The organism is Algibacter pectinivorans (genome assembly GCF_900112595.1).
In the GTDB taxonomy this organism is placed as follows: Bacteria; Bacteroidota; Bacteroidia; order Flavobacteriales; family Flavobacteriaceae; genus Algibacter_B; species Algibacter_B pectinivorans.
Genome location: NZ_FOMI01000012.1, coordinates 72,109 through 97,121, shown reverse-complemented (window position 1 = coordinate 97,121; position 25,013 = coordinate 72,109). Strand labels below are relative to the sequence as shown.

22 protein-coding genes are annotated in these 25,013 nt (G+C 33.3%); 4 read left to right on the top strand and 18 right to left on the bottom strand.

The genetic code is table 11. The annotated features are described in order from the left end of the window. Positions 1 to 61: 61 nt before the first annotated feature. From BMY96_RS15170 to gcvT, 7 genes are all read right to left on the bottom strand, one after another. A complete protein-coding gene (locus BMY96_RS15170) occupies positions 62 to 1,507 on the bottom strand; it encodes a RimK family ATP-grasp domain-containing protein (RefSeq protein WP_092853728.1) in 1,446 nt (481 codons plus the stop codon). A 130-nt stretch (positions 1,508 to 1,637) separates the two neighbouring features. Further along, positions 1,638 to 2,603 carry a Gfo/Idh/MocA family protein gene (locus tag BMY96_RS15165; protein WP_092853726.1) on the bottom strand — a complete coding sequence of 322 codons (966 nt, stop codon included), beginning with the start codon at positions 2,601 to 2,603 and terminating at the stop codon, positions 1,638 to 1,640. Between the two features lie 69 nt (positions 2,604 to 2,672). Further along, entirely contained in the window at positions 2,673 to 3,392 is a 720-nt protein-coding gene (locus BMY96_RS15160; RefSeq protein ID WP_092853724.1) for a YebC/PmpR family DNA-binding transcriptional regulator, read from the bottom strand. A 156-nt stretch (positions 3,393 to 3,548) separates the two neighbouring features. Further along, positions 3,549 to 3,842, bottom strand: coding sequence for a 4a-hydroxytetrahydrobiopterin dehydratase (locus tag BMY96_RS15155; RefSeq protein ID WP_092853722.1), 294 nt, complete (start codon positions 3,840 to 3,842; stop codon positions 3,549 to 3,551). A gap of 34 nt (positions 3,843 to 3,876) precedes the next feature. Next, the gene (locus BMY96_RS15150; RefSeq protein WP_092853720.1) at positions 3,877 to 4,710 is read right to left on the bottom strand and encodes a sugar nucleotide-binding protein; all 834 of its coding nucleotides are present in this window, start codon (positions 4,708 to 4,710) and stop codon (positions 3,877 to 3,879) included. Positions 4,711 to 4,737: 27 nt separating this feature from the next. Further along, entirely contained in the window at positions 4,738 to 5,652 is a 915-nt protein-coding gene (locus tag BMY96_RS15145) for a glutaminase (RefSeq protein WP_092853718.1), read from the bottom strand. A 4-nt stretch (positions 5,653 to 5,656) separates the two neighbouring features. Beyond that, a complete protein-coding gene (gcvT, locus tag BMY96_RS15140) occupies positions 5,657 to 6,736 on the bottom strand; it encodes a glycine cleavage system aminomethyltransferase GcvT (RefSeq protein ID WP_092853716.1) in 1,080 nt (359 codons plus the stop codon). A gap of 375 nt (positions 6,737 to 7,111) precedes the next feature. On the opposite strand from gcvT, the gene BMY96_RS15135 reads away from it, so the two are divergent. Further along, on the top strand, positions 7,112 to 9,184 hold the full coding sequence (locus tag BMY96_RS15135; protein WP_092853714.1) for a hypothetical protein: 2,073 nt from the start codon (positions 7,112 to 7,114) through the stop codon (positions 9,182 to 9,184). A gap of 239 nt (positions 9,185 to 9,423) precedes the next feature. Further along, on the top strand, positions 9,424 to 9,738 hold the full coding sequence (locus tag BMY96_RS15130; protein ID WP_092853712.1) for a Dabb family protein: 315 nt from the start codon (positions 9,424 to 9,426) through the stop codon (positions 9,736 to 9,738). A gap of 12 nt (positions 9,739 to 9,750) precedes the next feature. Here BMY96_RS15130 and BMY96_RS15125 read toward each other — a convergent pair whose 3' ends face one another. From BMY96_RS15125 to thrA, 5 genes are all read right to left on the bottom strand, one after another. Beyond that, positions 9,751 to 9,987: a CBU_0592 family membrane protein gene (locus BMY96_RS15125; protein WP_092853710.1), complete on the bottom strand. Its 237-nt coding sequence runs from the start codon at positions 9,985 to 9,987 to the stop codon at positions 9,751 to 9,753. A gap of 6 nt (positions 9,988 to 9,993) precedes the next feature. Continuing rightward, positions 9,994 to 11,286, bottom strand: a complete 1,293-nt coding sequence (gene thrC / locus BMY96_RS15120) for a threonine synthase (RefSeq protein WP_092853708.1) — start codon at positions 11,284 to 11,286, stop codon at positions 9,994 to 9,996. 75 nt (positions 11,287 to 11,361) lie between these two features. After that, positions 11,362 to 11,718 (bottom strand): four helix bundle protein, encoded by a 357-nt coding sequence (locus tag BMY96_RS15115; RefSeq protein ID WP_092853706.1) that lies wholly within the window; start codon positions 11,716 to 11,718, stop codon positions 11,362 to 11,364. 157 nt (positions 11,719 to 11,875) lie between these two features. Beyond that, positions 11,876 to 12,799, bottom strand: a complete 924-nt coding sequence (locus tag BMY96_RS15110) for a homoserine kinase (RefSeq protein ID WP_092853704.1) — start codon at positions 12,797 to 12,799, stop codon at positions 11,876 to 11,878. A gap of 63 nt (positions 12,800 to 12,862) precedes the next feature. Next, the gene (gene thrA / locus BMY96_RS15105; RefSeq protein ID WP_092853701.1) at positions 12,863 to 15,307 is read right to left on the bottom strand and encodes a bifunctional aspartate kinase/homoserine dehydrogenase I; all 2,445 of its coding nucleotides are present in this window, start codon (positions 15,305 to 15,307) and stop codon (positions 12,863 to 12,865) included. A 430-nt stretch (positions 15,308 to 15,737) separates the two neighbouring features. Between thrA and BMY96_RS15100 the strand changes: the two genes are divergently transcribed. After that, on the top strand, positions 15,738 to 17,297 hold the full coding sequence (locus BMY96_RS15100) for an NAD(P)H-hydrate dehydratase (RefSeq protein ID WP_092853699.1): 1,560 nt from the start codon (positions 15,738 to 15,740) through the stop codon (positions 17,295 to 17,297). Between the two features lie 70 nt (positions 17,298 to 17,367). On the opposite strand, the gene BMY96_RS15095 is transcribed toward BMY96_RS15100, so the two are convergent. The 6 genes from BMY96_RS15095 to BMY96_RS15070 form a co-directional block, all read right to left on the bottom strand. Next, complete coding sequence (locus BMY96_RS15095) at positions 17,368 to 18,750, bottom strand: TlpA family protein disulfide reductase (RefSeq protein ID WP_092853697.1); 1,383 nt, start codon at positions 18,748 to 18,750, stop codon at positions 17,368 to 17,370. Between the two features lie 91 nt (positions 18,751 to 18,841). After that, positions 18,842 to 19,696, bottom strand: a complete 855-nt coding sequence (locus BMY96_RS15090; protein ID WP_092853695.1) for a substrate-binding domain-containing protein — start codon at positions 19,694 to 19,696, stop codon at positions 18,842 to 18,844. A gap of 3 nt (positions 19,697 to 19,699) precedes the next feature. Next, positions 19,700 to 20,578 (bottom strand): nucleoside phosphorylase, encoded by an 879-nt coding sequence (locus BMY96_RS15085; protein WP_092853693.1) that lies wholly within the window; start codon positions 20,576 to 20,578, stop codon positions 19,700 to 19,702. Beyond that, positions 20,568 to 21,512, bottom strand: a complete 945-nt coding sequence (locus tag BMY96_RS15080) for a DUF1835 domain-containing protein (protein WP_092853691.1) — start codon at positions 21,510 to 21,512, stop codon at positions 20,568 to 20,570. Before BMY96_RS15080 ends, BMY96_RS15085 begins: the two co-directional genes overlap by 11 nt. Positions 21,513 to 21,516: 4 nt before the next feature. Beyond that, the gene (locus BMY96_RS15075; RefSeq protein ID WP_092853689.1) at positions 21,517 to 21,846 is read right to left on the bottom strand and encodes a translation initiation factor; all 330 of its coding nucleotides are present in this window, start codon (positions 21,844 to 21,846) and stop codon (positions 21,517 to 21,519) included. Positions 21,847 to 21,923: 77 nt separating this feature from the next. After that, complete coding sequence (locus tag BMY96_RS15070; protein WP_092853687.1) at positions 21,924 to 22,871, bottom strand: isopenicillin N synthase family dioxygenase; 948 nt, start codon at positions 22,869 to 22,871, stop codon at positions 21,924 to 21,926. 133 nt (positions 22,872 to 23,004) lie between these two features. On the opposite strand from BMY96_RS15070, the gene BMY96_RS15065 reads away from it, so the two are divergent. Further along, positions 23,005 to 25,008, top strand: coding sequence for an alpha-ketoacid dehydrogenase subunit alpha/beta (locus BMY96_RS15065; RefSeq protein WP_092853685.1), 2,004 nt, complete (start codon positions 23,005 to 23,007; stop codon positions 25,006 to 25,008). The last annotated feature ends 5 nt before the right edge of the window (positions 25,009 to 25,013 follow it).

The following is a 25,013-nucleotide window of genomic DNA, read 5'->3' as shown; positions in this document are numbered from 1 at the left end:
AGATTTATCTCGCGTGTGTTTTGTGGAGCTAGTGTTTGTTTTTGCCCGCTTATAACGTGTTTTATTCTAATCGCTTTTTTAGGGCATTTAAAACTTCAATATATACGTTGTCGCCATAATATTCGTCTTCTACACCAAAATCTATATTAGGGTTATCATTAATTTCTATAACCATAGGTTTTTTATTAACGACTTTTATATCTATACCGTAAAGCCCTTTACCCATAAGTTTAGCCGATTTTATAGCCATGTTCAAGATGTTTTTAGGCACTTTTTCTATGGGTAAACAATCGGCATCGCCATCTTGCTCGTTTTTTTTCTTAGCATTCCAATTATAAATTTGCCAATGCCCTTTGGCCATATAGTATTTACAAGCAAAAAAGGGTTTGTCGTCTATAATACCAATACGCCAATCGTAGGTAGAAGGGCAAAATTCTTGTGCTATAATCAAATCGGATTCCTTAAGCATGTTGTTTACCAACGTATTATATTCGGCTTCGTTTTTTGCTTTTTTTACACCAAACGAGAATGTAGAATCGGGTGCTTTTAAAACACAAGGTAAGCCCGTGTGTTCTAAAATAGCATCTCTATTATCTTTGTGTACTATTATAGTTTTAGGCGTAGCAATATTTGCATTTTGTAAAGCTTCGGCCATATACACCTTATTGCAGCATTTTAAAATAGCATCGGGGTAATCTACAATAGCAATGCCTAACTGTTGTGCTTTTCGGGCAAAGGCATAGGCTTCATTATTTACATCGGTGCTTTGCCTTATAAATAAGGCATCAAAAGAAGTTAGGCGCGATAAATCTTTAGGCTCAATAACTTCGGCATAAATATTCATTTTTTCAGCAATATCTATAAACTTTTTAATAGCCTTAGGATTGCTTGGTGGCGCAGGATCATTAGGGTCTACTAAAATGGCTAAATCGAAATCTGAATTGATTACTTTTGGTGTATCGTAGCGTTTTTTAGAAAAGAATTGATTAGCAAATTCATGAACACTTTCCATATGCTCTTCGGGTATTTGCGATTCTGAAATGGCTTTAATACTTTGAATGTTCCATTTGGTAGTATAATTAAACTTCACTCTTAAAAAGGGCACTTGAAAATGCTTGTAAAATAAGCCGCTTAATTCCTTATACTTTTTAGCTACGTTTTGCCCAAAGTAAATACTTAAGGTAAACTCTTGAGACTTTATGCCTTTTAAACTTTTTTGAATTGTTTCTTCAAACTCATCAGACACCATTCTAACCAATTTAATGGTTTTTAAATCTACAATGTTTTTAACTGTAGGTATGGCTGAATGTCCGCGAGCTTCCGCTAAAAGCGATACGTAATAGCCCTTAGATTGGTAGGAGTAATCTTTACAGAGATTAAAGATTCTTGCTTTTTTAATTTTTGAAAAATCAGGATTAGTAAGGTAATCTTGTGATGAAATTACTTTAATATTTTCAATGGAAAAGCTCCATTTATCTGTCTGATTTACAACAATATATTTGTTCATTTTTAGTAAAACAAACCCATGTGGATTTTAAGTAAAATTATTCTTTTTTAGAATATGTTTTACAATTAATAAAAATATTTTTATAAAATATTTTTATCTAAAAATGACATTAAAATTGGTTGGTTAAATATTAAATAGCACCTAAAATTTTATCCATAATCCAACTGGTATGTAAGGCTGTTTGCCCTGTTGAAGGATGGGCTTTATCATGGTCTTTAAAATAGTTTTGCATATTCTCGACATGATATTTTTGGATGTGTTTTGGGTTATCTATAAAAAGTTCTTCCTTTAGTGTATCTGTTTCTAAGTAAATAGGGTTTTCATGAAATACTGAAAACTTGATTGTGCCTTTGCTACCATAAATAGTTACTAGGTCTAAATGTTGATGGCATCCAAAATTCCATGTTCCCGAACCTGTAATACCATTGTCGTGCAGCCACGACGCTGTAACGGCATCTTTTGCAGAGTATAAGCCTTGTTGGTTTAAACTAAAGCCTGTGGCATTATTAATTTGGCCTAAAAAGAAGGTAAATAAATCTAAACCATGGCTTGCTAAATCATCAAAATAGCCTGCAGGTGCAATGTTGCTATCTGTTCGCCAGTTATAATCTTTTGAGGTGTCTAGTTCGCTTGCAGGTTTGCTTAAATGTGAGTTTATATGTCTTACCTCGCCAATACGTTGGTTATCTAGCCATTCCTTAACTTTTAAAAATCGGGGTAGTGAACGTCTGTAATAAGCAACAAACAAGGGTATGTTTTTTTCTTGAAATGCCTTTTGTATCTCTAAACTATCTGCATAACTAGGTGCTAACGGTTTCTCTATACAGCAAGGTTTGCCGGCAGCGGCTATTTTTAGGGCATAGAGTTTATGAGTATCTGGTGGTGTGGCAATATACACGGCATCTACATTGGGGTCGTTAATTAAAGTATCGGCATCGGTATACGTGGTTGGTATGTTATGTCGTTTAGCATAGTCCAATAATTTTTCTTCGTTGCGGCGCATAACAGCAACTACATTAAAATCTTTTGTTTGTTGATATGCTGGTCCGCTTTTAACCTCGGTTACGCTACCGCATCCTATAAATCCCCAATTCATAATTTAATAGTTTAGAAATTAAAAAAAGAGAACCGTTTAGTTCTCTTTTTAATTAATATATAATTTGTTTTACTCTGTTGTTTCTTCCATGGTGTGATATACATTTTGTACATCGTCATCTTCTTCAAGTTTTTCTAGCAGTTTCTCAACATCTGCTGCTTGTTCTGCATTTAATGGTTTTGTGACTTGCGGTATGCGCTCAAACCCAGAAGATAATATTTCAATCTCTCTAGATTCTAATTCTGCTTGAATAGCTCCAAAACTTTCAAAAGGTGCATATATTAATATGCCATCGTCGTCTGCAAAAACCTCTTCGGCACCAAAATCTATAAATTCTAGTTCTAATTCTTCAGGGTCTAATCCTTCGGCATTAATTCGGAAATTACAAGTATGGTCGAACATAAATACCACTGAGCCCGAAGTTCCTAAACTACCATCGCATTTATTAAAATAACTACGCACATTGGCAACGGTTCTTGTATTATTATCGGTGGCTGTTTCAACTAAAATTGCAATACCATGTGGTGCATAGCCTTCAAAAATAACCTCTTTATAATCACCTTGACCTTTTTCACTTGCTTTTTTTATGGCGCGCTCAACGTTGTCTTTTGGCATGTTTACAGATTTTGCATTCTGTATAACAGCTCTTAAACGCGAGTTACTATCCGGATCTGGGCCACCCTCCTTTACAGCCATTACAATGTCTTTACCAATACGTGTAAAGGCTTTGCTCATAGCAGACCAACGTTTCATTTTCCTTGCTTTTCTAAACTCGAAAGCTCTTCCCATAATTATATAAGTTATTTTTTATTTCCGACGAATCAGAACTATTTAAATTCATTTAAAATTTTCAATGTAGCAAATTTAAAAAAATCTACTAATTGAACTCGTTTAAATTTTTATAAAGTTTAATTTACTAGCTAGCCTTTAAAAGGGCTAGTTACTTTATTCCTCATCTGGTTCTACAATGTTCTCTATGGCTTCGGCTAATAAAAAGTCTTTATTAGTAACACCATCGGCATCGTGAGTTGATAATGATATGGTAAGTACATTATATGTGTTGCTCCAGTTGGGATGATGGTTTAAAGCTTCGCACTCAAAAGCAATGCGGCTCATAGCGCTAAAGCAATCTTTAAAGTTTTCGAATTCGAATTCGCCGTGTAAGGCATTTTCGTAGTATTCCCAATCTGGAAATCGAAGTAATTTTTTCTCTATATCATCGTCTGATAGTTTATTCATACTTATGGTTTTAGTAATTCGTATTAAAAATAAACTATATTTTTAAATCTGTTAGAATATCGTCACTCTTAATTTGTAAATGTTTTGGTAGCGTGTTGAATTTGGGTAAAACAGCTAAATACCTATCATCATTTGTGGTATAAACCCTTTTGTAAATAGGTTGGCTAAGGAGTTCTAAAGATTTTACTATTTCTTTTATAAAATCTTCATGATGTACCAAATCGTTACTTCCTGGATGGTAAATACCAAATTTATTTCGGTTAATGATATAATGAATTTGTTGTGTGATTTTCGATGCCGTAGTAACATTTATTATTAAATTAGGAAAAACCTCAATAGGTTCCTTTTCGTTGGTAAGCTTAATAATGTCTTGCACTCTAGGAGAATGTGCCCCAAATACCATAGGTAACCTTAAAATAACGACTTGTTTTTTAGGTAAGCGCAATAGCATGTTTTCAATTTTTATTTTGAAATGCCCATAAACGCTATTACTGTATGTTTTATCGTATTCGAAACTTGGGTATTTTATATAAGCATCGAAAACGTTGGCAGATGAAATAAAAATAATTTTTACACCATGAATTATTACATATTCTGCAAGATGTTGATGCATTAATACTTGCTTTGAAAAATCGCCACGTAAAGCCGAAATAATAATAGTAGGTTTTACAATGTCGAGTATTTCGTAAATGTCGTCTTCTTCAATATTGTATTGAAAAAATTGATGGTTTTTTTCAAATGGATTATTTGCAGTATTATAGGTGCCAAAAGTTCTAAAATAGGGGTAGAGCTCTTTGTAAATAGAGTTTCCTAAAAAGCCGCTTCCGCCTATTATTAGTATTCTATGTTTACCTTCTCGCTTTATCATGTATCAAATTTCACCAATGAAGATGTACTAAAAAATGGACTGCTTAGTTTTAGTCGTAAATTGCTCTAGAGCTTGCATGCCTAATTTAGAGTTTCCTTTTTTATTAAGACCAGGCGACCATGTTGTAATTACAAAGTGGTCTGGTAAAAGTGCAACAATACCACCACCAACACCACTTTTTCCGGGTAAACCAACCTCGAAAGCAAACTCTCCAGCTTCGTCGTAAAATCCACATGTAAGCATTAAAGCATTTACACGTTTTACTTGCCTATCGGTAATATGGAGCTTATTCTGCAAGCATTTACCATTATTGGCAAAGAGGTAAAAAGTGTCTGATAATTGGCTACATGTCATTTCTATAGCGCATTGATAGAAATAGAAATCTAATACAACATGGACCGGGTTATTTAAATTTTTGAATGATTTTAAAAGATTGGCGGCTGCAAAATTTTTAAACCCTGTAGATTGCTCCGATTTGGCTACATCAATATTATAATTAATGTTAGTATCGCCAGCAAGTTCGCGTACATAATTTAAAAAATCTTCTTTTGGGTTTTTTAAATGAGACACCAAGATATCTGCAATTACAATAGCACCAGAATTTATAAACGGATTTCTAGGAATACCATTTTCAATTTCTAATAATGCCAATTGGTTAAACGGGTGTCCAGATGGTTCTACATCAACACGTTTCCAGATATCTTCACCAATAAGTGACATGGCTTTGGATAAAGCTAAAACTTTCGATATACTTTGTATGGAGAAAGGTGTATTATAATCTCCAACTCCAAAAGTTTTACCCGTAGCTGTACGTAGTTGGATTGCAAAATTATCTTTATTTACGTGCGCTAATTCTGGAATGTACGAGGCTACAACACCTTTATCGGTAGCATGAATGGCATCCTGATAAATGCTGTTTAAAACGGCTTGAAAATCTGTCATATATTTATTTGTAGAACGGCAATTTAACAACCGTAGCAGGAACAGCGTTTTTACGTATTTGTATATTTATTTTGCTATTAACATCGGCAAAAATAGTAGGTACATAACCTAAGCCAATGCCTTTTCCTAAGGACGGACTCATGGTTCCTGAAGTTACAACACCAATAGTTTTGCCTTGGCCATCAACAATATCGTACCCTTGGCGTGGTATGCCACGTTCTTCTAATTGAAATGCGATAAGTTTACGTTTTGGGCCTTTTTCTTTTTCTGCTTTTAAAGCTTCAGAGTTTGTAAATTTTTTGGTGAATTTAGTAATCCACCCTAAACCTGCTTCAATAGGCGAGGTGGTATCATCAATATCATTTCCGTAAAGACAATACCCCATTTCTAAGCGCAGCGTATCGCGTGCCGCAAGTCCAATAGGTTTTATACCAAAATCGGCACCTGCTTCTAAAACCTTATCCCAAACCTCTTTTACCTCATTATTTTTACAATAAATTTCAAAACCACCACTACCAGTATAACCTGTTGCCGAAATGATAACATGCTCAATACCCGCAAAGTCACCAACTATAAAATTATAAAACTTAATAGCAGATAAATCATGACTCGTAAGGCTTTGCATGGCTTCAACGGCTTTAGGACCTTGAATTGCAAGTAAAGAGTAATCTTCACTTAAATCGCGCATGGTTGCACCCATTTCGTTTTTAGATCGAATCCAATTCCAATCCTTTTCTATATTACTTGCATTTACAACCAGTAAATAGGCATCGTCTTTAATTTTGTAAATAATTAAATCGTCAACAATACCACCATCTTCATTAGGCATGCAGCTGTATTGTGCTTTACCAATAGTTAATTTAGAAGCATCATTGCTAGAAATTTTTTGTATTAAATCTAGAGCGTGCTCGCCTTCAATTAAAAACTCACCCATGTGCGATACATCAAACACGCCAACACTATTACGTACGGTTTCGTGTTCGGCATTTACACCTTCATATTGTACAGGCATATTGTACCCTGCAAAAGGGACTATTTTGGCTCCTAGAGCTTTGTGAGTTTCTGTTAAGGCTGTGTTTTTCATTGAAAACAAGTATTTATACTTCCCTCGAAGGAGGGAATCTCATTAATATATATCAAAAACAAATGTATTGAAAATTTATATTAACGCTTTCGCGGAAGGATAAAAAGGTTTGTTAAAGTTAACAAGCTTTGTTTTATTTCTTGTAAATAGAGTTACCATATTTGTTAACTTAAATTATAAATAAACTTTAGGAAATATTTTAGAAACTTTTATTTTAAGTAGCTTATTTTCGTGCGTTTTAAAAAATTTAAATTCTTTCTACTTTTTAAAGGTTTAATTATTAAATTGTAACAAATAGATTTATAATTATCCCTAAGCTACAGATTGGTTTTTAGAGCAATCTAAACACTTAGAAAGTTTTAAATAAAAGGGCTTATGACGAATAATATACTAATTGAGAATCAATACAAAAGAACATCTTTGTTTGAAAAAGAAAATGTTAATTACCTAGTGCATGTATTAAAAAGGTTTAATACGGTACCTAAAATAAATAACATTCAAATTATAACCTCTACTAGTGTCCCAAATGTTTTTAAAATTGTACCTAATAAATCTATTATAATAGGGGAGTTATATTTAAGAAATCCTGTTTTAGCCTTGGTATATTTAAGGTATGGTATAGAATGGCAACTTTGGTATAAGGCCCTAGAAAATAAAAAAGACGATATGGCCTTATGCGACGTGGCAGCCTTTGAAGTTACTCGCATTTTTTACCAACTATTGCCTAAAGAAGATAAAGAAAAACTAAAAAACCTTGATTATTTTCTAATCAATTTAATTAAAAACGATAGTACTATTGATGTTGATTTTTTACTGAAGAGTAAAGATTTACAAGCATTTCATGGGTTAACAAGTGGTAATAAAGAATTTAAAGAATCTTGGAAACCTATTGTTGATAATTTAGCAAAACCAACCGAGTATTTATTAATGGCAGGTGGCGATTTTAGATTAAATATAGACGAAGTTGAATTGTTAAACAAATATGGCTGTCGTCCGTTTCCAAGACCAGATGCCTTTACATTTGCATCGTCTACAGCAACGAGTGTTTCTAATTTTGCATTCGATAAAACCGATAAAACAAGAAGTATTTTAATTAAAAACAGTCTTAAAAATGGATTTGAAACTAGTACTACAGATTTTTCGGAGTTACTAAAAACCAATCTTAGAAAAATATTTAAACTAAACGAAGCTTGCGAAATTATTTTTTCGCCTTCGGGAACAGATTCATCTTTACAAATAGCGGCCATTACCCAAATTATTACCGATAAGGAAATTACCCATGTTTTGGTAGCATCAGACGAGACGGGTAGTGGTGTGCCAGCAGCATTAAAAGGATGTCATTTTGAAAATAATACGGCCTTAAATTTTCCTATTACCAAAGGCGAACAAATGCAAGGCTTTAGGGATGTCGATTTAATTAAAATTCCATTTAGAGATGACAAAGGACAATTAAAATCTACTGAAGCTTTAGATAAAGAAGTTTTTACAGCTATATCAGATACTAATAAATTAGGTCGTCATGTGGTGTTACATGTCATGGATCATTCAAAACTAGGTTATCAATCGCCAAGTAAAGAAATGATGCAAGAGTTATATAGCATAAAGGATTTATCCATGCAAGTTATTATTGATGCCGCACAATTACGATTAGATCCATCTGATATTCAAAATTATTTAAAAAACGGATATATTGTTAGTATTACAGGAAGTAAGTTCTTTACAGGCCCTCCTTATTCAGGAGCCTTAATTTTTCCGGAACGTGTTAGTAAACTAATCGATTGTGTAAAAAGTAAATTGCCAAAAGGCTTAGTGCAATATTTTAATGCTTCCGATTGGCCAACATCTTGGTTTTGTTCTAAAGATTTATCCGATGGTTTTAATTATGGCTCTTACATGCGATGGAATGCAGCCATAGTAGAAATGGAACGTTATTTTAAAACACCAGTACTGTATAGAAATATGGGTATTGAAATGTTTTGCAATTTTGTTGAAGACTCGATAAACGACGCTCCGTTTTTACAGCCAGTTTACAGTACTGTAACGCGTGCCAACACCTATAATAACAAAGAGTTTGGAATTCGAAATATGCGTACCATATTCCCGTTTTTTATTCTTAAAAATGAAGACCCTTTGACTGTCAATCAGGTAAAAAAGCTATACAAGTTGCTAAACTCCGATATTTCACAACATTTTGAAGGCACTCCTATTGAAACTTTTAGGTTGGCTGCACAGAAATGTCATATTGGGCAGGCTGTAAACGTTAAATATACTAATGGCGTGCAAAGTGCTGTATTACGAATAAGTTTAGGCGCTCGAGTTATATCGGAAAGTTGGGTAAACAGAGATATTAGCCTCTTTTTTAGAAATATTGAATCGCAATTAGACCAGATTACGGTTATTATTAAAAAGATAGAATTGATACTTAATAACCCAGAATTATTGGACTAAATAATTCTTTAAAGAATACACTAATAATACTTATTTCGGGTCGTTTTTAGGTAGTAAATATTATAGAAATAGCAATAGTTTTAAAACAAGATGCTAATCAATTATTACTCTTGTTTTGTAATAATATAAAGTGCTAGCGCTTTCGCGGAATTGTTAAAAGCGCACGATAAGCATAGTATCATAAAATAAGCTTTCTAACTATATATTTTATTAAATTTACTGGATAATTAATAAAATATATGGGACCACTAGTACATCATGTTTTTTTCTGGCTGGAAAATCCAGAATCTTTAGAAGACAAGCAACAACTTATTGAAGGTATAAAACAATTGAAAACCATCGAGCAAGTGGCCGATATTCATATTGGTGTTCCAGCTTCAACCGAGAAAAGAGATGTTGTTGAAAATAGTTACTCCGTTACCGAAATGCTCATTTTTGCAAATGAAAAAGATGAAGCCATATATCAAAAACATAAAATACACCAAGAGTTTGTTGATAAGCACCAACATTTATGGAGCAAAGTCTTAGTTTTTGATAGTAAAAGTGTGTTGTAAAGAATAAGTTTATTATGCCTTTTTTAGTGTTATTAAACTATAGAGTGACACTAAAGCCCAAATACCTTCTAAAATAATAAATGGCCAATATTGTATTAAAATTGAGGCTATACACGCCATAGAAGCACCAACAAGATTTAATAATATAAAAGCTAAATGTTTATTATTTATTTTGCCTAAAACATTTAGCAAGTATGCTAAAAGAATTTGGAATACGCCTAAAAAACCAATCCAATCATCAAAGGTCATTCCCAATTAGTTTAAAAGAAATGATTTTAAATCCTCGTAGGTAGAAATTAAAGTCGCTTCTTTTTTTCTGCCCATTACAGCTTGTATTTGCTCTGGTAAAGGTTGCTCTTCTTTAATTACTTCTTCAACTACATCTAAAAATTTAGTAGGATGTGCGGTTTCTAAAAATACACAATGCGCATTCGGATTTTGCTCTAAATGCGATTTACAACCTAAATAGCCCACAGCGCCATGAGGATCGGCAACATAATTGTACTTATTGTAAATTTCTAACATGGCTTCGCGAGTTTCATCATCAGAAAAACTATAAGACGACACGTTTTCTTTTAAGGTTTCAAATTGGTTTTTATAAATTTCTTGAATACGAATAAAGTTACTTGGAGCACCAACATCCATAGCATTACTAATTGTTTGTACAGATGGTTTTGGTTCGTATAACTCCGAAATTAAATAACGTGTAACAACATTGTTTGCATTATTAGAGGCTACAAAATGCTTAATTGGTAAACCTAGTTGTTGTGCCATCATACCAGCGCATACATTACCAAAATTTCCACTAGGCACCGAAAAAACAATCTCTTTATTACTAGCTTTAAGTTGTTTATAAGCAAACATAAAGTAAAATAATTGCGGCAGCCAACGTGCTACATTAATGGAATTGGCAGAGGTTAATTGCATTTGGCTTGTTAACGCTTCATCTAAAAAGGCAGTTTTTACCATGGCTTGACAATCGTCGAACGTGCCATTAACTTCTAAAGCTTTAATATTTTGACCTAAAGTAGTTAACTGCATTTCTTGAATATCGCTCACTTTTCCGCTAGGGTAGAGTATAACCACATTAACACCTTTAACACCTAAAAACCCATTGGCAACAGCTCCTCCAGTATCACCAGAAGTGGCAACTAAAACGGTAACTTCGTTTGTGTTATCTTTATTAAAATAGCCTAAACAACGCGCCATAAAACGCGCACCAACATCTTTAAAGGCCATGGTTGGACCATGAAATAACTCTAAAGTTGAAATGCTCTCGTTTAGTTTTACAACAGGAAAATCAAAAGACAATGTTTCGCTAACAATAGTTTTTAAAACGTCTTCTGGAATTTCTGGAGATACAAACTGTTTTATAGCTTCAAACGCAATTTCAGAATACGATAAATTATCAAAATTATCCCAAAACGATTGAGGCAATGGCGTTATGCTTTCAGGAAAGTATAAGCCTTTATCTGGCGCTAGTCCTTTAATAACCGCATCTTTAAACGTTGTGTTTGGAGCTTGATGATTTAGTGAGTAGTAATTCATTGTTTTAATAAGTTGACCGAAGACCTTTGACGGAAGACGGGTGTTTGTTAATATTTTCGATTATGAAAACGTATTTTATTTAATATTTTTTCTAAAAGCACTCATCATCTTCATAAGATGGTATGCTTCATTATATAATTTTGTAAATTCTTCTTCTGAAATATAATTTCTTCTTTTAGATTTAAATAAGCAGGTTACGACTTCCGCTAAAGAGCGTATTGAATAACCTATAAATTTCTTTTGTTCTGGATTTGATTGCCCTATGAAGCCTTCCGATATATTTAATGCTATTGAATCTGAAGCGCGACATATTTGAGAAGATAAGTTGAATTTTTCTTTCTCAGGAAAAGTATTAGTCAGTTGATCTATAACTTCCCCAAAATCCATTGCTTTTTGCCAAATAATTAGTTTCTCAAATTTAAATTTATCCATGTATTAAAAGATTAACCTAAGTCCAAATTATTAGGGATTGAAAATCGTTTAGGTTCTCAATAAAGAATCTCTATTTTTAATATGTGTTTTCCACAATTATATATTCACAAAAATAAGCACTTCTGTCATTAGTCTTCTGTCTTCCGTCACCTTTCATTCAGCTAATTATCTTAACGCCTTCATTATTAATTTTAGTAACATGTACTTCAAAAGCAATATCGGTTTTGGAATACACAGCGGCCATAGCTTCTTTAACTTTAGTTGCTGTTTCTAAACCTTTGCTTAACGAAAATATGGATGGACCAGAACCTGAAATTCCAGCTCCTAGAGCACCAACATGTAATGCCGCCTGTTTAACGTCATTAAAGAGCGGAATTAGTTGGCTTCTGTAAGGTTCTACAATTACATCATTTAACGAGTTGCTAATTAAATTATAATCGCTAGTATGCAAAGCGTGTACTAAACTTCCTAGGTTTGCCCATTGCTCTATAGCATCACTTAAAGGTACTTCTTTTGGCAATACCGCTCTAGACTCCGATGTTTTAATTTCTATTTGCGGATGTATTATTGTAGCAAACAAATCATTTGGAGTAGGGATCTCTAAAATTTGTAAAGGCGATATGCTTTTAACCAAGGTAAAACCTCCAAAAAGAGCAGGAGCGAGGTTGTCTGCATGTTCGCATTTACTCGCTAAAGCTTCGCCTTTAATGGCAAATTCTGTTAATTGCGTTTTGTTAAATGGTCTTCCAATAAGTTCATTCATTCCAAATACGCTACCAACAGCACTTGCAGCGCTACTTCCAATACCGCTTCCTGGTTTTATGTTTTTATAGATTTCAATTTCGAAACCAAAATCAACATCAATGGCATTGTACATGGCTAATGCCGATACACCAGCAACGTTTAATTCGGTCTCAAATGGTAAATCGAAATTCTCAATTTTAGTAATATGAATGCCTTTTTTATCGGTTTTTCTTATCACCATGTCATCGCCAACACTATCTAAGCAAAACCCTAAAACATCGAAACCACATGCTACATTAGCAACGGTTGCCGGAGAAAATATTTTTATTTCGTTCATTTCAAAAGTTCTTTTGTCATTTCCGCAAAAGCAGAAGTCTAATCAAGCAAACCGCTTACTTATTTAATCGTTTCCTAGTCTAATAATGTCTGCAAATAAACCAGAAGCCGTAACTTCTGCACCTGCCCCGGCACCTTTAATAATCATAGGTTGCTTAGCATAACGTTCTGTGTAGAACATAACAATATTATCACTTCCTTCTAAATTATAAAATGGGTGTCCTTCTGGAATTTCCTGTAAACTAACGCTTGCTTTTCCGTTATCGAACTTGGCTACATATTTTAATTGGCAGTTGTTTGCTTTAGCCGAAGCGTATAAGCTTTGGTAATGCGCTTCGTCTGCAATTAAAGTATCGTAAAAATCATCGACTGAATCACTTTTTAATCCAGCTTCCGATAAGAATGATGTGTTTTCAATGTCTTCTAAATTCATTTTAACACCACTTTCTCTAGCCAAAATTAAAATTTTACGGGCAACATCTACACCGCTTAAATCAATTCTTGGATCTGGTTCTGTATAGCCTTCTGCTCCCGCTTGTTTTACCACATCGTAAAACTTAGTTTTATCTGTAAAGTTGTTAAATACAAAGTTTAAACTTCCAGATAATACCGCTTGTATTGAGTTTACTTTATCGCCAGAAGCAATTAAATTATTTAAGGTGTCTATTACAGGTAAACCTGCACCAACATTAGTTTCAAAAAGAAAAGGTGCGTTATATTTTAAAGATAATTGCTTAAGGTTTTTATAATTTTTAAATTCACTTGAACAGGCTATTTTATTACAGGCCACTATACCAATACTCTCTTTTAAATATTGCGCATATAAATCGGCAACATTTGCATTCGCAGTAACATCAACAAAAATACTGTTACGTAAATTTAAGGCTTTAGTATTTTCAAAAAAGCCTTGTAAAGACGCTTTTTCGCCTTGTGCTAATTGCTCTTTCCAATTTTTTAAATCGATTCCATCTTCATTAAAAATCATGTGTCTAGAATTCGATAATCCAGCAACACGTAGTTTAATTTTAAGATTGTCCTTTAAGTATTTTTTCTGTTGTTTAATTTGTTCTACCAAACGTTCGCCAACATTTCCAACACCAGTTATAAAGACATTAATTTGTTTTGTTTTAGACTCGAAAAACTGCTCGTGTAAAGTGTTTAAAGCTTTTTTAACATCTTTTTCGTTAATAACCGCTGTTATATTTTTTTCTGAAGCACCTTGAGCAATGGCTCTAATATTAATATTGTTTTTTCCTAAAGTACTAAACATTTTACCGCTAATACCTTGGTGGTTTTTCATGCTATCACCAACTAAGGCAATTATAGATAATCCTGTTTCAACAATAATAGGTTCTATCTTGCCTAAAGCAATTTCATTCTCAAAAGCGGTATCAATTGCTGTTTTTGCAGTTGCGGCTTCTTTATCTTCAATTCCTAAGCAAATAGAGTGTTCTGAAGAGGCTTGAGTAATCATAATCACATTTATTTTTTCTTGTGATAATGTTTCAAACAAACGTTTTGAAAACCCCGGAATGCCAACCATTCCTGTACCTTCTAAAGTTAATAATGCAATATTGCTAATATTACTTATACCTTTTACTGGTGAACTTGATGTTGTTCCTTCATTAGAAATTATGGTTCCTACAGCATTCGGCTCTAAAGTGTTTTTTATATGAATAGGAATTTGTAAACTTAACACAGGTTGAACCGTTGGTGGATATAACACTTTGGCACCAAAATGCGATAATTCCATAGCTTCTTGATATGAAATTTTATCGATTGGATAAGCCTGTTTTACTAATTTAGGATTGGTTGTAAACATACCGCTTACATCGGTCCAAATTTCTAATTGTTCAACATGTAGTGCTGCTGCAATTATAGCTGCCGTAAAATCTGAACCACCGCGACCAAGCGTTGTTATTTCTCCAAGCTTAGATTTAGAAATAAACCCAGGAAGGATTGTTATTTTTTGATTAGCAGATTTAAAATACTCACGAATATTAGTATTTGTAACAGTATAATCAACCTCGGCTTTAGTAAAATTTGAGTTTGTTACTATAAGCTCTTGTGAATTTTTAACATCGGCAGATAAACTTCTATTTTTCATAGTTTCTGCAATGATAAAAGACGATAATAATTCACCAAAGCTAACAAGCTTATCTGATGTTTTAGGAGATAATTCATTAATTAAATAAATACCTTCTAATAAACTTTTTAGGCTTTTAAGTTTATCCTCAACAAACTCCAAAATGGCAGTGTGGTTGTCTGGATTAAGCTCTTTAATAATGTTAAAATGTCTTTCTTTTATACCTTCAAACGTTTCTAAAAAGGCTTCCTCTTTATTTTGCGCTTGTTTACCTGCTAAAAGTAATTTATCTGTAATGCCACCAACTGCAGAAACTACGCAAGCTATAGTATCAGTTTTACTATAATCTACTAGTATGTTAATAACGTTATTTATATTTTTTGAAGAGCCTACCGAAGTACCTCCGAATTTTAAAACTTTCATGTTTTAATGTCTTATATAATTAAAAATAATAGTTGAGATGTTGTAATTTTTTAAAATTACAAAAAAAGTGTGCGGAATATATATAACTAGTAACCCCAAAGGGTTGTAGTATTTGTAATTGTACCAAAAATAGATGTTGTTCCTTTTACTAGAAAAGAAACAGTTTGAAGTGTATTTTGGTTGAAATGATTCATTATAGTTATATAATACCCATCAAAAGTATTACTTTTAGGCTTATAAAAAAACTAAAATAACTTTTTTACAATATTCTTATCTTCAATCGCTATTCGTTTAAAAAAAACGACAAATTGCAATAAGAATTGAAAAATCTATAATAACACATGAAACTTCCATAACGAAAAGTTAAATCTTAACATACAAACTATGTGGAAGCTATATGTGAGCGTTAAAATATAATTAAAAAGAACAAATGAAACTATTTTCTAAAGAGCAGATTTACGAAGGAGATAAACTAACTGCCGAAAGACAAAATATTACCTCAACCGAATTAATGGAGCGTGCAGGTACGCAAATTTTTAATTGGATACATGCACGAATGCAAGGGGCACAAGTACCTATTCATGTGTTTTGCGGAATTGGCAATAATGGAGGCGATGGCCTTGTTTTAGCGCGACATTTAATAACCCATGGTTATAATGTAAATACCTTTATAATTAATTGTAGCGATAAGCGATCCAAAGATTTTTTGGTTAATTATGATAGGATTAAAAATGTGACTAAAAAATGGCCTGTTCTTTTAAATTGTGCCGAAGATTTTCCTGCTATAAACCCAGAAGATATTATTGTTGATGCTGTTTTTGGTATAGGATTAAATAGACCGGTAGACGAATGGGTAAAACAATTATTTTTACATTTTAGGGCTAGTAAAGCCTTTACTTTAGCTATTGATATCCCTTCGGGATTATTTCCAGATAAGGCAATTGAAGATGAAGATGCTGTAGTTTGGGCGGGGTATACTTTAAGTTTTGCATCGCCAAAATTGGTGTTCTTTTTACCAGAAACTGCTAAATACACAGTGCAATGGGAAGTCTTGGATATAGGCTTAGATAAAGAGTTTTTGTATACCACTCAAACCGAAGTAGAACTTATTGGTAAACACGAAGTATTATCTAATTACATTCCGCGTGAAAAATATTCGCATAAAGGGCAATTTGGACATACGTTAATAGTTGGCGGTAGTTATGGTAAAATTGGAGCTGTTACACTGGCTAGTAGAGCTGCGTTGTCTTCGGGTGCGGGATTAGTTTCTGCATTTGTACCAAAATGTGGGTATTATCCATTACAAGCAGCTTTTCCTGAAGCGATGGTAATTACGGATAGCGATGAAGAAAAGATTACTAATATTAAATTTGATTTAGAACCAACTGTTATAGCTTTTGGAATAGGAGCAGGGACAGATAATGATACGGCTAGTGCATTTGAAGCCTTTTTAAAAACCAACAAAGCACCTTTGGTTATTGATGCCGATGGTATTAATTTACTAGCTAAAAAGAAATCTTTATTAAAGCTTTTACCTGAATCTACAATTTTAACGCCGCATCCAAAAGAATTAGAGCGTTTAATGGGAACCTGGAAAGATGACTTTGATAAGCTTAAAAAAGTTAAAGCGTTTTCTAAAAAGCATAAGGTAATAGTTATTATAAAAGGCGCTAATAGCATTACGGTATTTGATGATAAATTATATGTAAATACTACAGGAAATTCTGGATTATCTACAGCGGGTAGTGGCGATGTTTTAACGGGTATTATTACAGGTTTAGTGTCGCAAGGTTATAATCCTTTGGTTGCTGCTATTTTTGGGGTGTACTTGCATGGTAAATCGGCAGATATAGCTGTTGAAGATTTTGGATATCAAAGTTTAATAGCTAGCCATGTTATAGATTATTTAGGTGAAGCGTATTTAGATTTATTTAAACAACCCGAACAACCACCACAACAAGAAGAGGAAGCAAAACAGCAAGCCCAATAGCTATAAAAAGATAAAAGCCCTCACAAAGTAAAAACTTTAATGAGGGCTTTTTTTATAATGAAATTGGTGTTTAAATATTCAGTTCGTTAAACAATTCGATTAATTTAGGACTTGAAGGTCTAGGAGCATTAGCATCTACAATATTGCCTTGTGGGTCTACTAAAATAAATTTAGGAATACCTTGAATTTGGTAATCTTGAACAAATGCCGAATTCCAATCGCTATCCGCAAATAATTGTATACCGCCTAAATCTTTTTCAACTACCATAGTTTTCCATTTTTCGTAATCTCTATTCTTATCAATAGAAATACTTACAAACTCAATGTTTTTACCAAAATATTGTTTTTCAATTTTTTGTAAGTGTGGTATTTGTTGGATGCAAGGTCCGCACCAAGTAGCCCAAACATCTATATAAACGTACTTTCCTTTTAAATCTTCTAAAGAGGTTCTACCCCCAGAGTGATTTTCGTAATTAGTAAATTTAGGCGATGGTTTTCCCTTTTTTAGTGCAGTAAGCTTGTTGTATTTTTTGGTTACCGTAGTATTGTTTTTCTCGTTGGTAGAATTCTTTAAATAGGTATTGTATAAAGCATCAACATCATTTGAATACGTCATATTAAAGTTTACAAACTCAAATAATAAAGTGTTTTTTATAGGTTCGCTTTCAACAGCACTTACGGTTTTAAGGTATGCTAAATCGTAAGCAATAGAATCTTTAGTTTGTAATTCGCGAGCCTTACTAGCATAATGATCGTTAACAATACCTTTATAATGGCTAGAAAACTCAAAATCTTCAGCATTTGAAAAATCCATACCGTCTAAATCTTTTAAGAAGTCTTCAGATACTTTAAAGTCATTATTTTTTGTAAAGTATTGATGTGCTCTTTCAAAATTACTAAGGCTACTTAAATACCCGTAATTAATGCTTCTTTTTTCTTTTGAAATAAAATCGGAAGGTAAATCTTTAGCATTATTTAAAATATCCTCTTGGGTGTTTTTAAACTCTAACATTTTGGCTTTATAGCTTGCTTCGTCTAAAACAAAGATTTCAGCACTTTTTTTAGCAAGTTCCATTTCTGCTTTTCTTTTAGCAACAAAATAGTTGTTTATTTTAGAGCCATTACCAGAAATTGCTATCGTATTATCAAAATTAGCAGCATCGTATGTTATGTTTAAATTAAAGCCTGGAGCTATATTTAAAAATACTGGATTTTTACCATCGTATAACACATAAGATTTTATATCGGTACTTAAAGTATCGATAAAAGTTCCGTCTGCTTCTACTTTTACTGGCGCCGAAAACGTTCGGTCTTCGCTATTAATAGTAAGGGTTCCTGGTTGTATATTTGTAATTTTACCAGATATAATAGCATGGTTATCAGTTTTAGTTTGTGTTTCTTTTTTACAACTAAAAACACTTACTGCAAGTGCTATAAAAAGTAATTTTTTCATTTTGTGTGTTTTTTCAGAATTCAAAAATAGAAAATACCTGAGTTTTGTAACTTAAATTGATTTATAATTAACATTTAATATAAATGTGTTGTTATAGTTTATGCGTTAGCTTCTCGTAGTCTACAATTTCTGGAATAATATTTAAGGCAAACAGCTCTTTTTGAACATTCATAACGGTTTCTTTATCAATTAAAGTTTGCGACCATTCGGTAAGCCCTAACCATTCTTGTACATCTTCTAACTTCTGTTCGTAACGATTGGCAATGGTTTTATCGATATTAGGAATATCTTTAAAACCGGAAGTGGTTTGGTTTATAATGTTTAAAATGGTTTTTAGCTCCTCACTATTATTCTCAATAAATTCATTTCTAACAGCAATAACAAAACAAGGCCAAGGGGAAGGGCAATTATCTATGCGTCTAAACACACCGTTATCTACTATGGGTTTGGTGGTGAATTTTTCCCATAAAAAATAATCGGCTTGTCCTTCGGTTAATCCTTCAACTGCGCCATCAAGGTTTTTTATAACTTCAAAATCTAAATCTTGGTCTAAATCCCAATTATGATTTTCGGCATTTATGTAAGCCATTAAATGAGATCCAGAACCATATCTGCTAATAGCAGCCTTAGTACCTTTTAAATCTTCTACGTTTTTGTAGTCTGAATTGTGAGCCACATGCACACCCCAAATTAGAGGAGTCTCAACGTAAGTCTGAACAATTTTACTAGGGTTGCCATCTATAATATCTTTTATAATACCTTCGGTTAAAATAACGGCAATATCAATATCGCCATCTCTAAGGGCTTTACACATGGCACCCGTTCCGCCGTAATAATCGTGCCAACGTAGGTTTATGTTTTTGTCTTTGTATTCGCCATTTTTAAGCGTTAAGTACCAAGCTAAATTAAAATGCTCTGGCACACCGCCAATATTAACTTTCTTCATTAATCAATCGGTTTTATCTGTAATTTTGTTTAGTGCGTAAGTAATTAAGTTTGTAATTACGGTGTTAGAATCTTTGCTAAATGTACCTATTGCTCTGTTTGCTATAATGGCATTTAGAGAAATGGCTTTATGACCTAAGAGACTTGAAAGTCCATAAATTGCAGAGGTTTCCATTTCTAGATTGGTAATTCTAATGCCATTATGATTAAAAGCGTCCATTTTGTCGTTTAGTTTATCATCCTGAATAGCCAAACGTAAAACGCGACCTTGTGGTCCGTAAAACCCACCAGCGGTTGCTGTTAACCCTTTATGTATATGGTTGGCTTGAAACAGCTTTTCTAAATCTGCGCTCCCTTTAATTATTATAGGGCTTGCTTTGTCTTGGTGCCAATTGGTTTGGTTGGTAAAGGCGGCCTCAAGATCTGGAGTTCTAATTGTATCTGTTTTATAAGCTTGTAACAAGCCATTTAAATCTAGGGCATGTGTGCTAATTAAAAACGAATCGACATCAATGTCTTTTTGTAAAGATCCAGAAGTACCTATTCTTATAATATTTAAGCTTGTAAGGGTGTCTTTTATTTGTCTTGTTTTAAAATCGATGTTTACAAGTGCATCTAGCTCGTTTAGTACAATATCTATATTATCTGGACCTATTCCAGTAGACATTACGGTAATACGTTTGCCTTTATAGTAACCAGTTTGAGTTTTAAATTCGCGTTTTTGAGTTTCAAATTCTATAGAATCAAAATGCGACGTTACTTTAGTAACTCGATCTTGGTCTCCTACAAAAATTATGGTTTCTGCAATGTGTTCTGGTTTTAAATTTAAATGATAAATGCTACCATCTGGATTTAAAATAAGTTCTGATTCTTTAATCGACATTGGTTACTGTTTTAACTAGTTTGTTTAGCTTTTTGTTAAATTGGTATTCGTATTTATTTACGCCGCCAAAACACATATTGCTATCAATTTTATGTGAAGAATTATATTGCCCAATAAGCGTTTCGTGGCCCGTTCTATTTAAAACTATGGCATCGTTTTCTTCGGTATAAAAAACACTTAATTTATCTATTAAACGTTTAAGTTGCATATCGCCAAAGCCGTAGTAACCTTGGTAGTTTAAAGCATAGCCTAAAAGATGGTGTTTAGATTTTATAGTGTTGTCTCTAATAATTTCTAATATGTTTTTTTCTAAGGTGTTTAGTCCGTTAACTGAATCTGGAAAACGTTTTAAATGTGCTTTTAAGCAATTTGTTAAGTATTTAAACGACGAATTTTTAACAATAAAAGGCTTTAATAAATTATGATCTTTACCGCAGTAAATACCCCAAACAGTTGTAGCTATATCTATATCACTTTTGTTTAAAGCTATTTTGTTTTTATAGTGATCTAGAAGTTGTTCGGTATTAAGTTCGGTTAACGCTTTTAATGTTTTACTTCCTGGAACACGCCCGCTACAAACCAAATAAAGCGGAAGGTCTATTTTTTTTTGTTGCAACAAACTAATTACGGCAACCATGTTTATATGGCAGAATAAGTCGTATTCAAACCATAGAACAATTTCAGAGTAACGCTCTGTATGAGCAAGCTGCTCGTTTAAAACAAAATCAACTTGGTCTAGGTCTAATTCAACATTATAAAAATCGTTAAAAAAATGATGTCTAAGCTCTATATGCTCTTTGCTGTAAATGGTTTCCTTAGCAGGTCCTTCACACAGCATTTCTTTCCATATTAACTTTTCGCCAACAATGGAAAGTTCGTTTAAGTATTTATTAAGATAATCTCCATTTGTAATATGCAGTGGTTGTTTATTCATACTTTTATCCGCCTACACGTTTTACATTAAAACCTTTGTCCTTTAGCATTTGCATTATTTTATCGCGATAATCCCCTTGAATAATGATTTTATCATCTTTAAAACTGCCACCTACGCTAAGTTTTGTTTTAATTTCTTTTGCCAATATTTTAAAATCTTCGGTTGCTCCAGTATACCCTTCAAGTATGGTTATTGGTTTGCCTTTACGCTTTTCATACTTGCAAAGTATGGGGTCGTCTTGCATCCAAATGTTTTCAGAATCATTGATTTCAGAAGGTGTTTCTTCTTCAACATGCTCTGGAAATAAATTTTTGAGTTGATCTTGTAAATCCATGCGTTAAGTCTTCAGTTAACAGTCCTCAGTAAGCAGTATTATACAAGCGTATGCAACTACCAACTTTGTAATGGTTACTATTTTTTAAGTCCTAATTCTATTAAGCGTTCGTTTAAAAATTCGCCAGCGGTAATATCATCAAATTGTTTAGGATTGTTTTCATCAATACAACCCTCTAAAACATCTAATTTCATTTCGCTAATCGGGTGCATAAAAAACGGAATAGAATAGCGTGAAGTACCCCAAAGTTCCTTTGGTGGGTTAATAACACGATGTATAGTCGATTTTAACTTATTATTGGTGTGTCTAGATAGCATGTCGCCAACATTAATCATTAACTCGTCTGGTTCGGCAATAGCATCTACCCATTCGCCTTTGTGGTTTTGTACTTGTAAGCCACGACCTTGAGCACCCATTAAAAGGGTTATTAAATTAATATCGCCATGCGCGGCAGCTCTAACAGCTTCTTTAGGTTCTTCTGTTATAGGTGGGTAGTGTATGGGTCTTAAAATAGAGTTGCCATTATGGATAAAATTATCAAAATAAGTTTCTTCTAAATCCAAATGCAATGCTAAAGCACGTAATACATACTTTGCTGTTTTTTCTAGCATTTGGTAAGCTTCTTTGCCAATTTTATTAAATTCAGGAAGCTCGTTTACAGTTACATTTTCTGGGTATTCGGCTTTTAATGCATCATTGTCATCAACATATTGCCCAAAATGCCAAAATTCTTTTAAATCGCCTTCTTTTTTACCTTTGGCACTCTCTTTTCCAAAGGAAACATATCCGCGTTGACCGCCAATTCCTGGTATTTCGTATTTCTGTTTTGTTTCGGTTGGTAAACTAAAAAAGTTTTTAACTTCCTTATATAAATTATCAACTAAAGCATCATCTAAAAAATGGCCTTTAAGTGCTACAAAACCAATATCTTCATAAGCTTTTCCTATGGCTTCAACAAATTTTTGCTTTCTAGCAGGGTCATTAGATAGAAAGTCCTTTAAATTAACACTTGGTATGATATTCATTGCTGTTCTTTTATGGTGTGAATAAAACAAATGTACAAAAACATTCAAAGTTATTTGTACTGTGTAATAAGCATTTTTTGTTAATAATGCGTTCTATTTATATTATATTTGGTAGTGTAATAGGGATTTTATTATGAAAGCTACAAATTCTTCAATAAACTTTAATTATTCTATAGGTAATTTAGACAAATCTGTATTATTATCCTTGTACAGGAATATGCTGAAACCAAGGCTAATAGAGGAGAAGATGCTTGTTTTATTGCGTCAAGGAAAAATTAGTAAGTGGTTTTCGGGTATTGGTCAAGAAGCTATTTCGGTTGGCGTTACTATGGCTATGCACAGCGATGAATATATTTTACCCATGCATAGAAATTTAGGTGTTTTTACCACCAGAAAAATCCCGTTATACAGATTATTTGCACAATGGCAAGGGAAAGCTTCGGGCTTTACTAAGGGCAGAGATAGATCATTTCATTTTGGTACGCAGCAATATAAAATTGTTGGAATGATTTCACATTTAGGTCCGCAGTTAGGAGTTGCCGATGGTATTGCTTTAGCTTCAAAACTAAAAAACAAAAATCAGGTTACAGCTGTTTTTACTGGTGAAGGTGGTACAAGTGAAGGCGATTTTCATGAAGCTTTAAACGTAGCATCTGTTTGGCAATTACCGGTTTTATTCTGTATAGAAAACAATGGTTATGGTTTATCTACACCAACTCATGAGCAATATAATTGTAGGGATTTGGCAGATAGAGGCTTAGGATATGGTATGGAATCGCATATTATAGATGGTAATAATATTCTTGAAGTTTATACAAAGGTAAATGCTCTTGCCGAAGATATAAGAAGAAAGCCTAGACCTATTTTGGTAGAATTTAAAACCTTTAGAATACGCGGACATGAGGAAGCTAGTGGCACTAAATATGTACCGGAGGAACTTATTACGTCGTGGACAACTAAAGATCCGCTTTTAAATTTTGAAGCGTTTTTAAAAGCAGAAACTATTTTAACAGAAGAGCTTGAAGCAGATTTTAAAGCTGAAATTAACAAAGAAATTAATGAGCATTTAAAGGTCGCTAATGAAGAAGAGGATATAAAACCCAATGAAAGTGAAGAGTTAAGTGATGTTTTTCAATTAATTAAAAATGAATATGTTAATAGTAATTCAGGACCTAAAGAGATTCGATTTATTGATGCTATTTCAAGTAGTTTGAAGGAAAGCATGATGCAGCATGAAGACCTAGTGATTATGGGGCAGGATATTGCAGAATACGGAGGGGCTTTTAAAATCACCGAAGGATTTATGGATCAATTTGGAAAGGAGCGCGTGCGCAATACACCTATTTGCGAATCGGCTATAATTGAAACAGCTATGGGTTTATCTATTGCCGGTATTAAGAGTGTAGTAGAAATGCAGTTTGCCGATTTTGTAAGCTCTGGCTTTAATCCTGTTGTTAATTATTTGGCGAAGTCATATTACAGATGGAAACAAAATGCCGATGTAGTAATTAGAATGCCTTGCGGTGGAGGTGTGGCTGCAGGACCGTTTCACTCGCAAACCAACGAGGCTTGGTTTACCAAAACACCAGGTTTAAAAGTGGTTTATCCGGCATTTCCTTATGATGCTAAAGGCTTATTAAATCAAGCTATTAACGACCCAAATCCTGTATTGTTTTTTGAGCATAAAGCGTTATATCGTAGTATTCGTCAAGAGGTACCTACGGATTATTATACCTTGCCTTTTGGTAAGGCTTCGGTTATAAAAGCTGGAAACGATGTTACTATAGTGTCCTACGGAGCTGCTGTGCATTGGGCATTAGAAACTTTAGATAACAACCTTGATATTTCGGCAGATGTTATAGATTTAAGAACCCTTCAGCCTTTAGATTTAGAGTGTATTTATACCTCGGTTAAAAAAACAGGGAAAGCCATTATTTTGCAAGAAGACTCCCTTTTTGGTGGTATTGCAAGTGATATTTCGGCAAATATTATGGAGCAATGTTTTAAATATTTGGATGCACCTGTAATGCGGGTTGCTAGTATAGAAACTCCAATTCCGTTTGCCGCTCAGTTAGAGCAGCAATATTTGCCTAAAAATAGGTTTGAAACGGCTTTAAAAACGTTATTAGCGTATTAAGTATT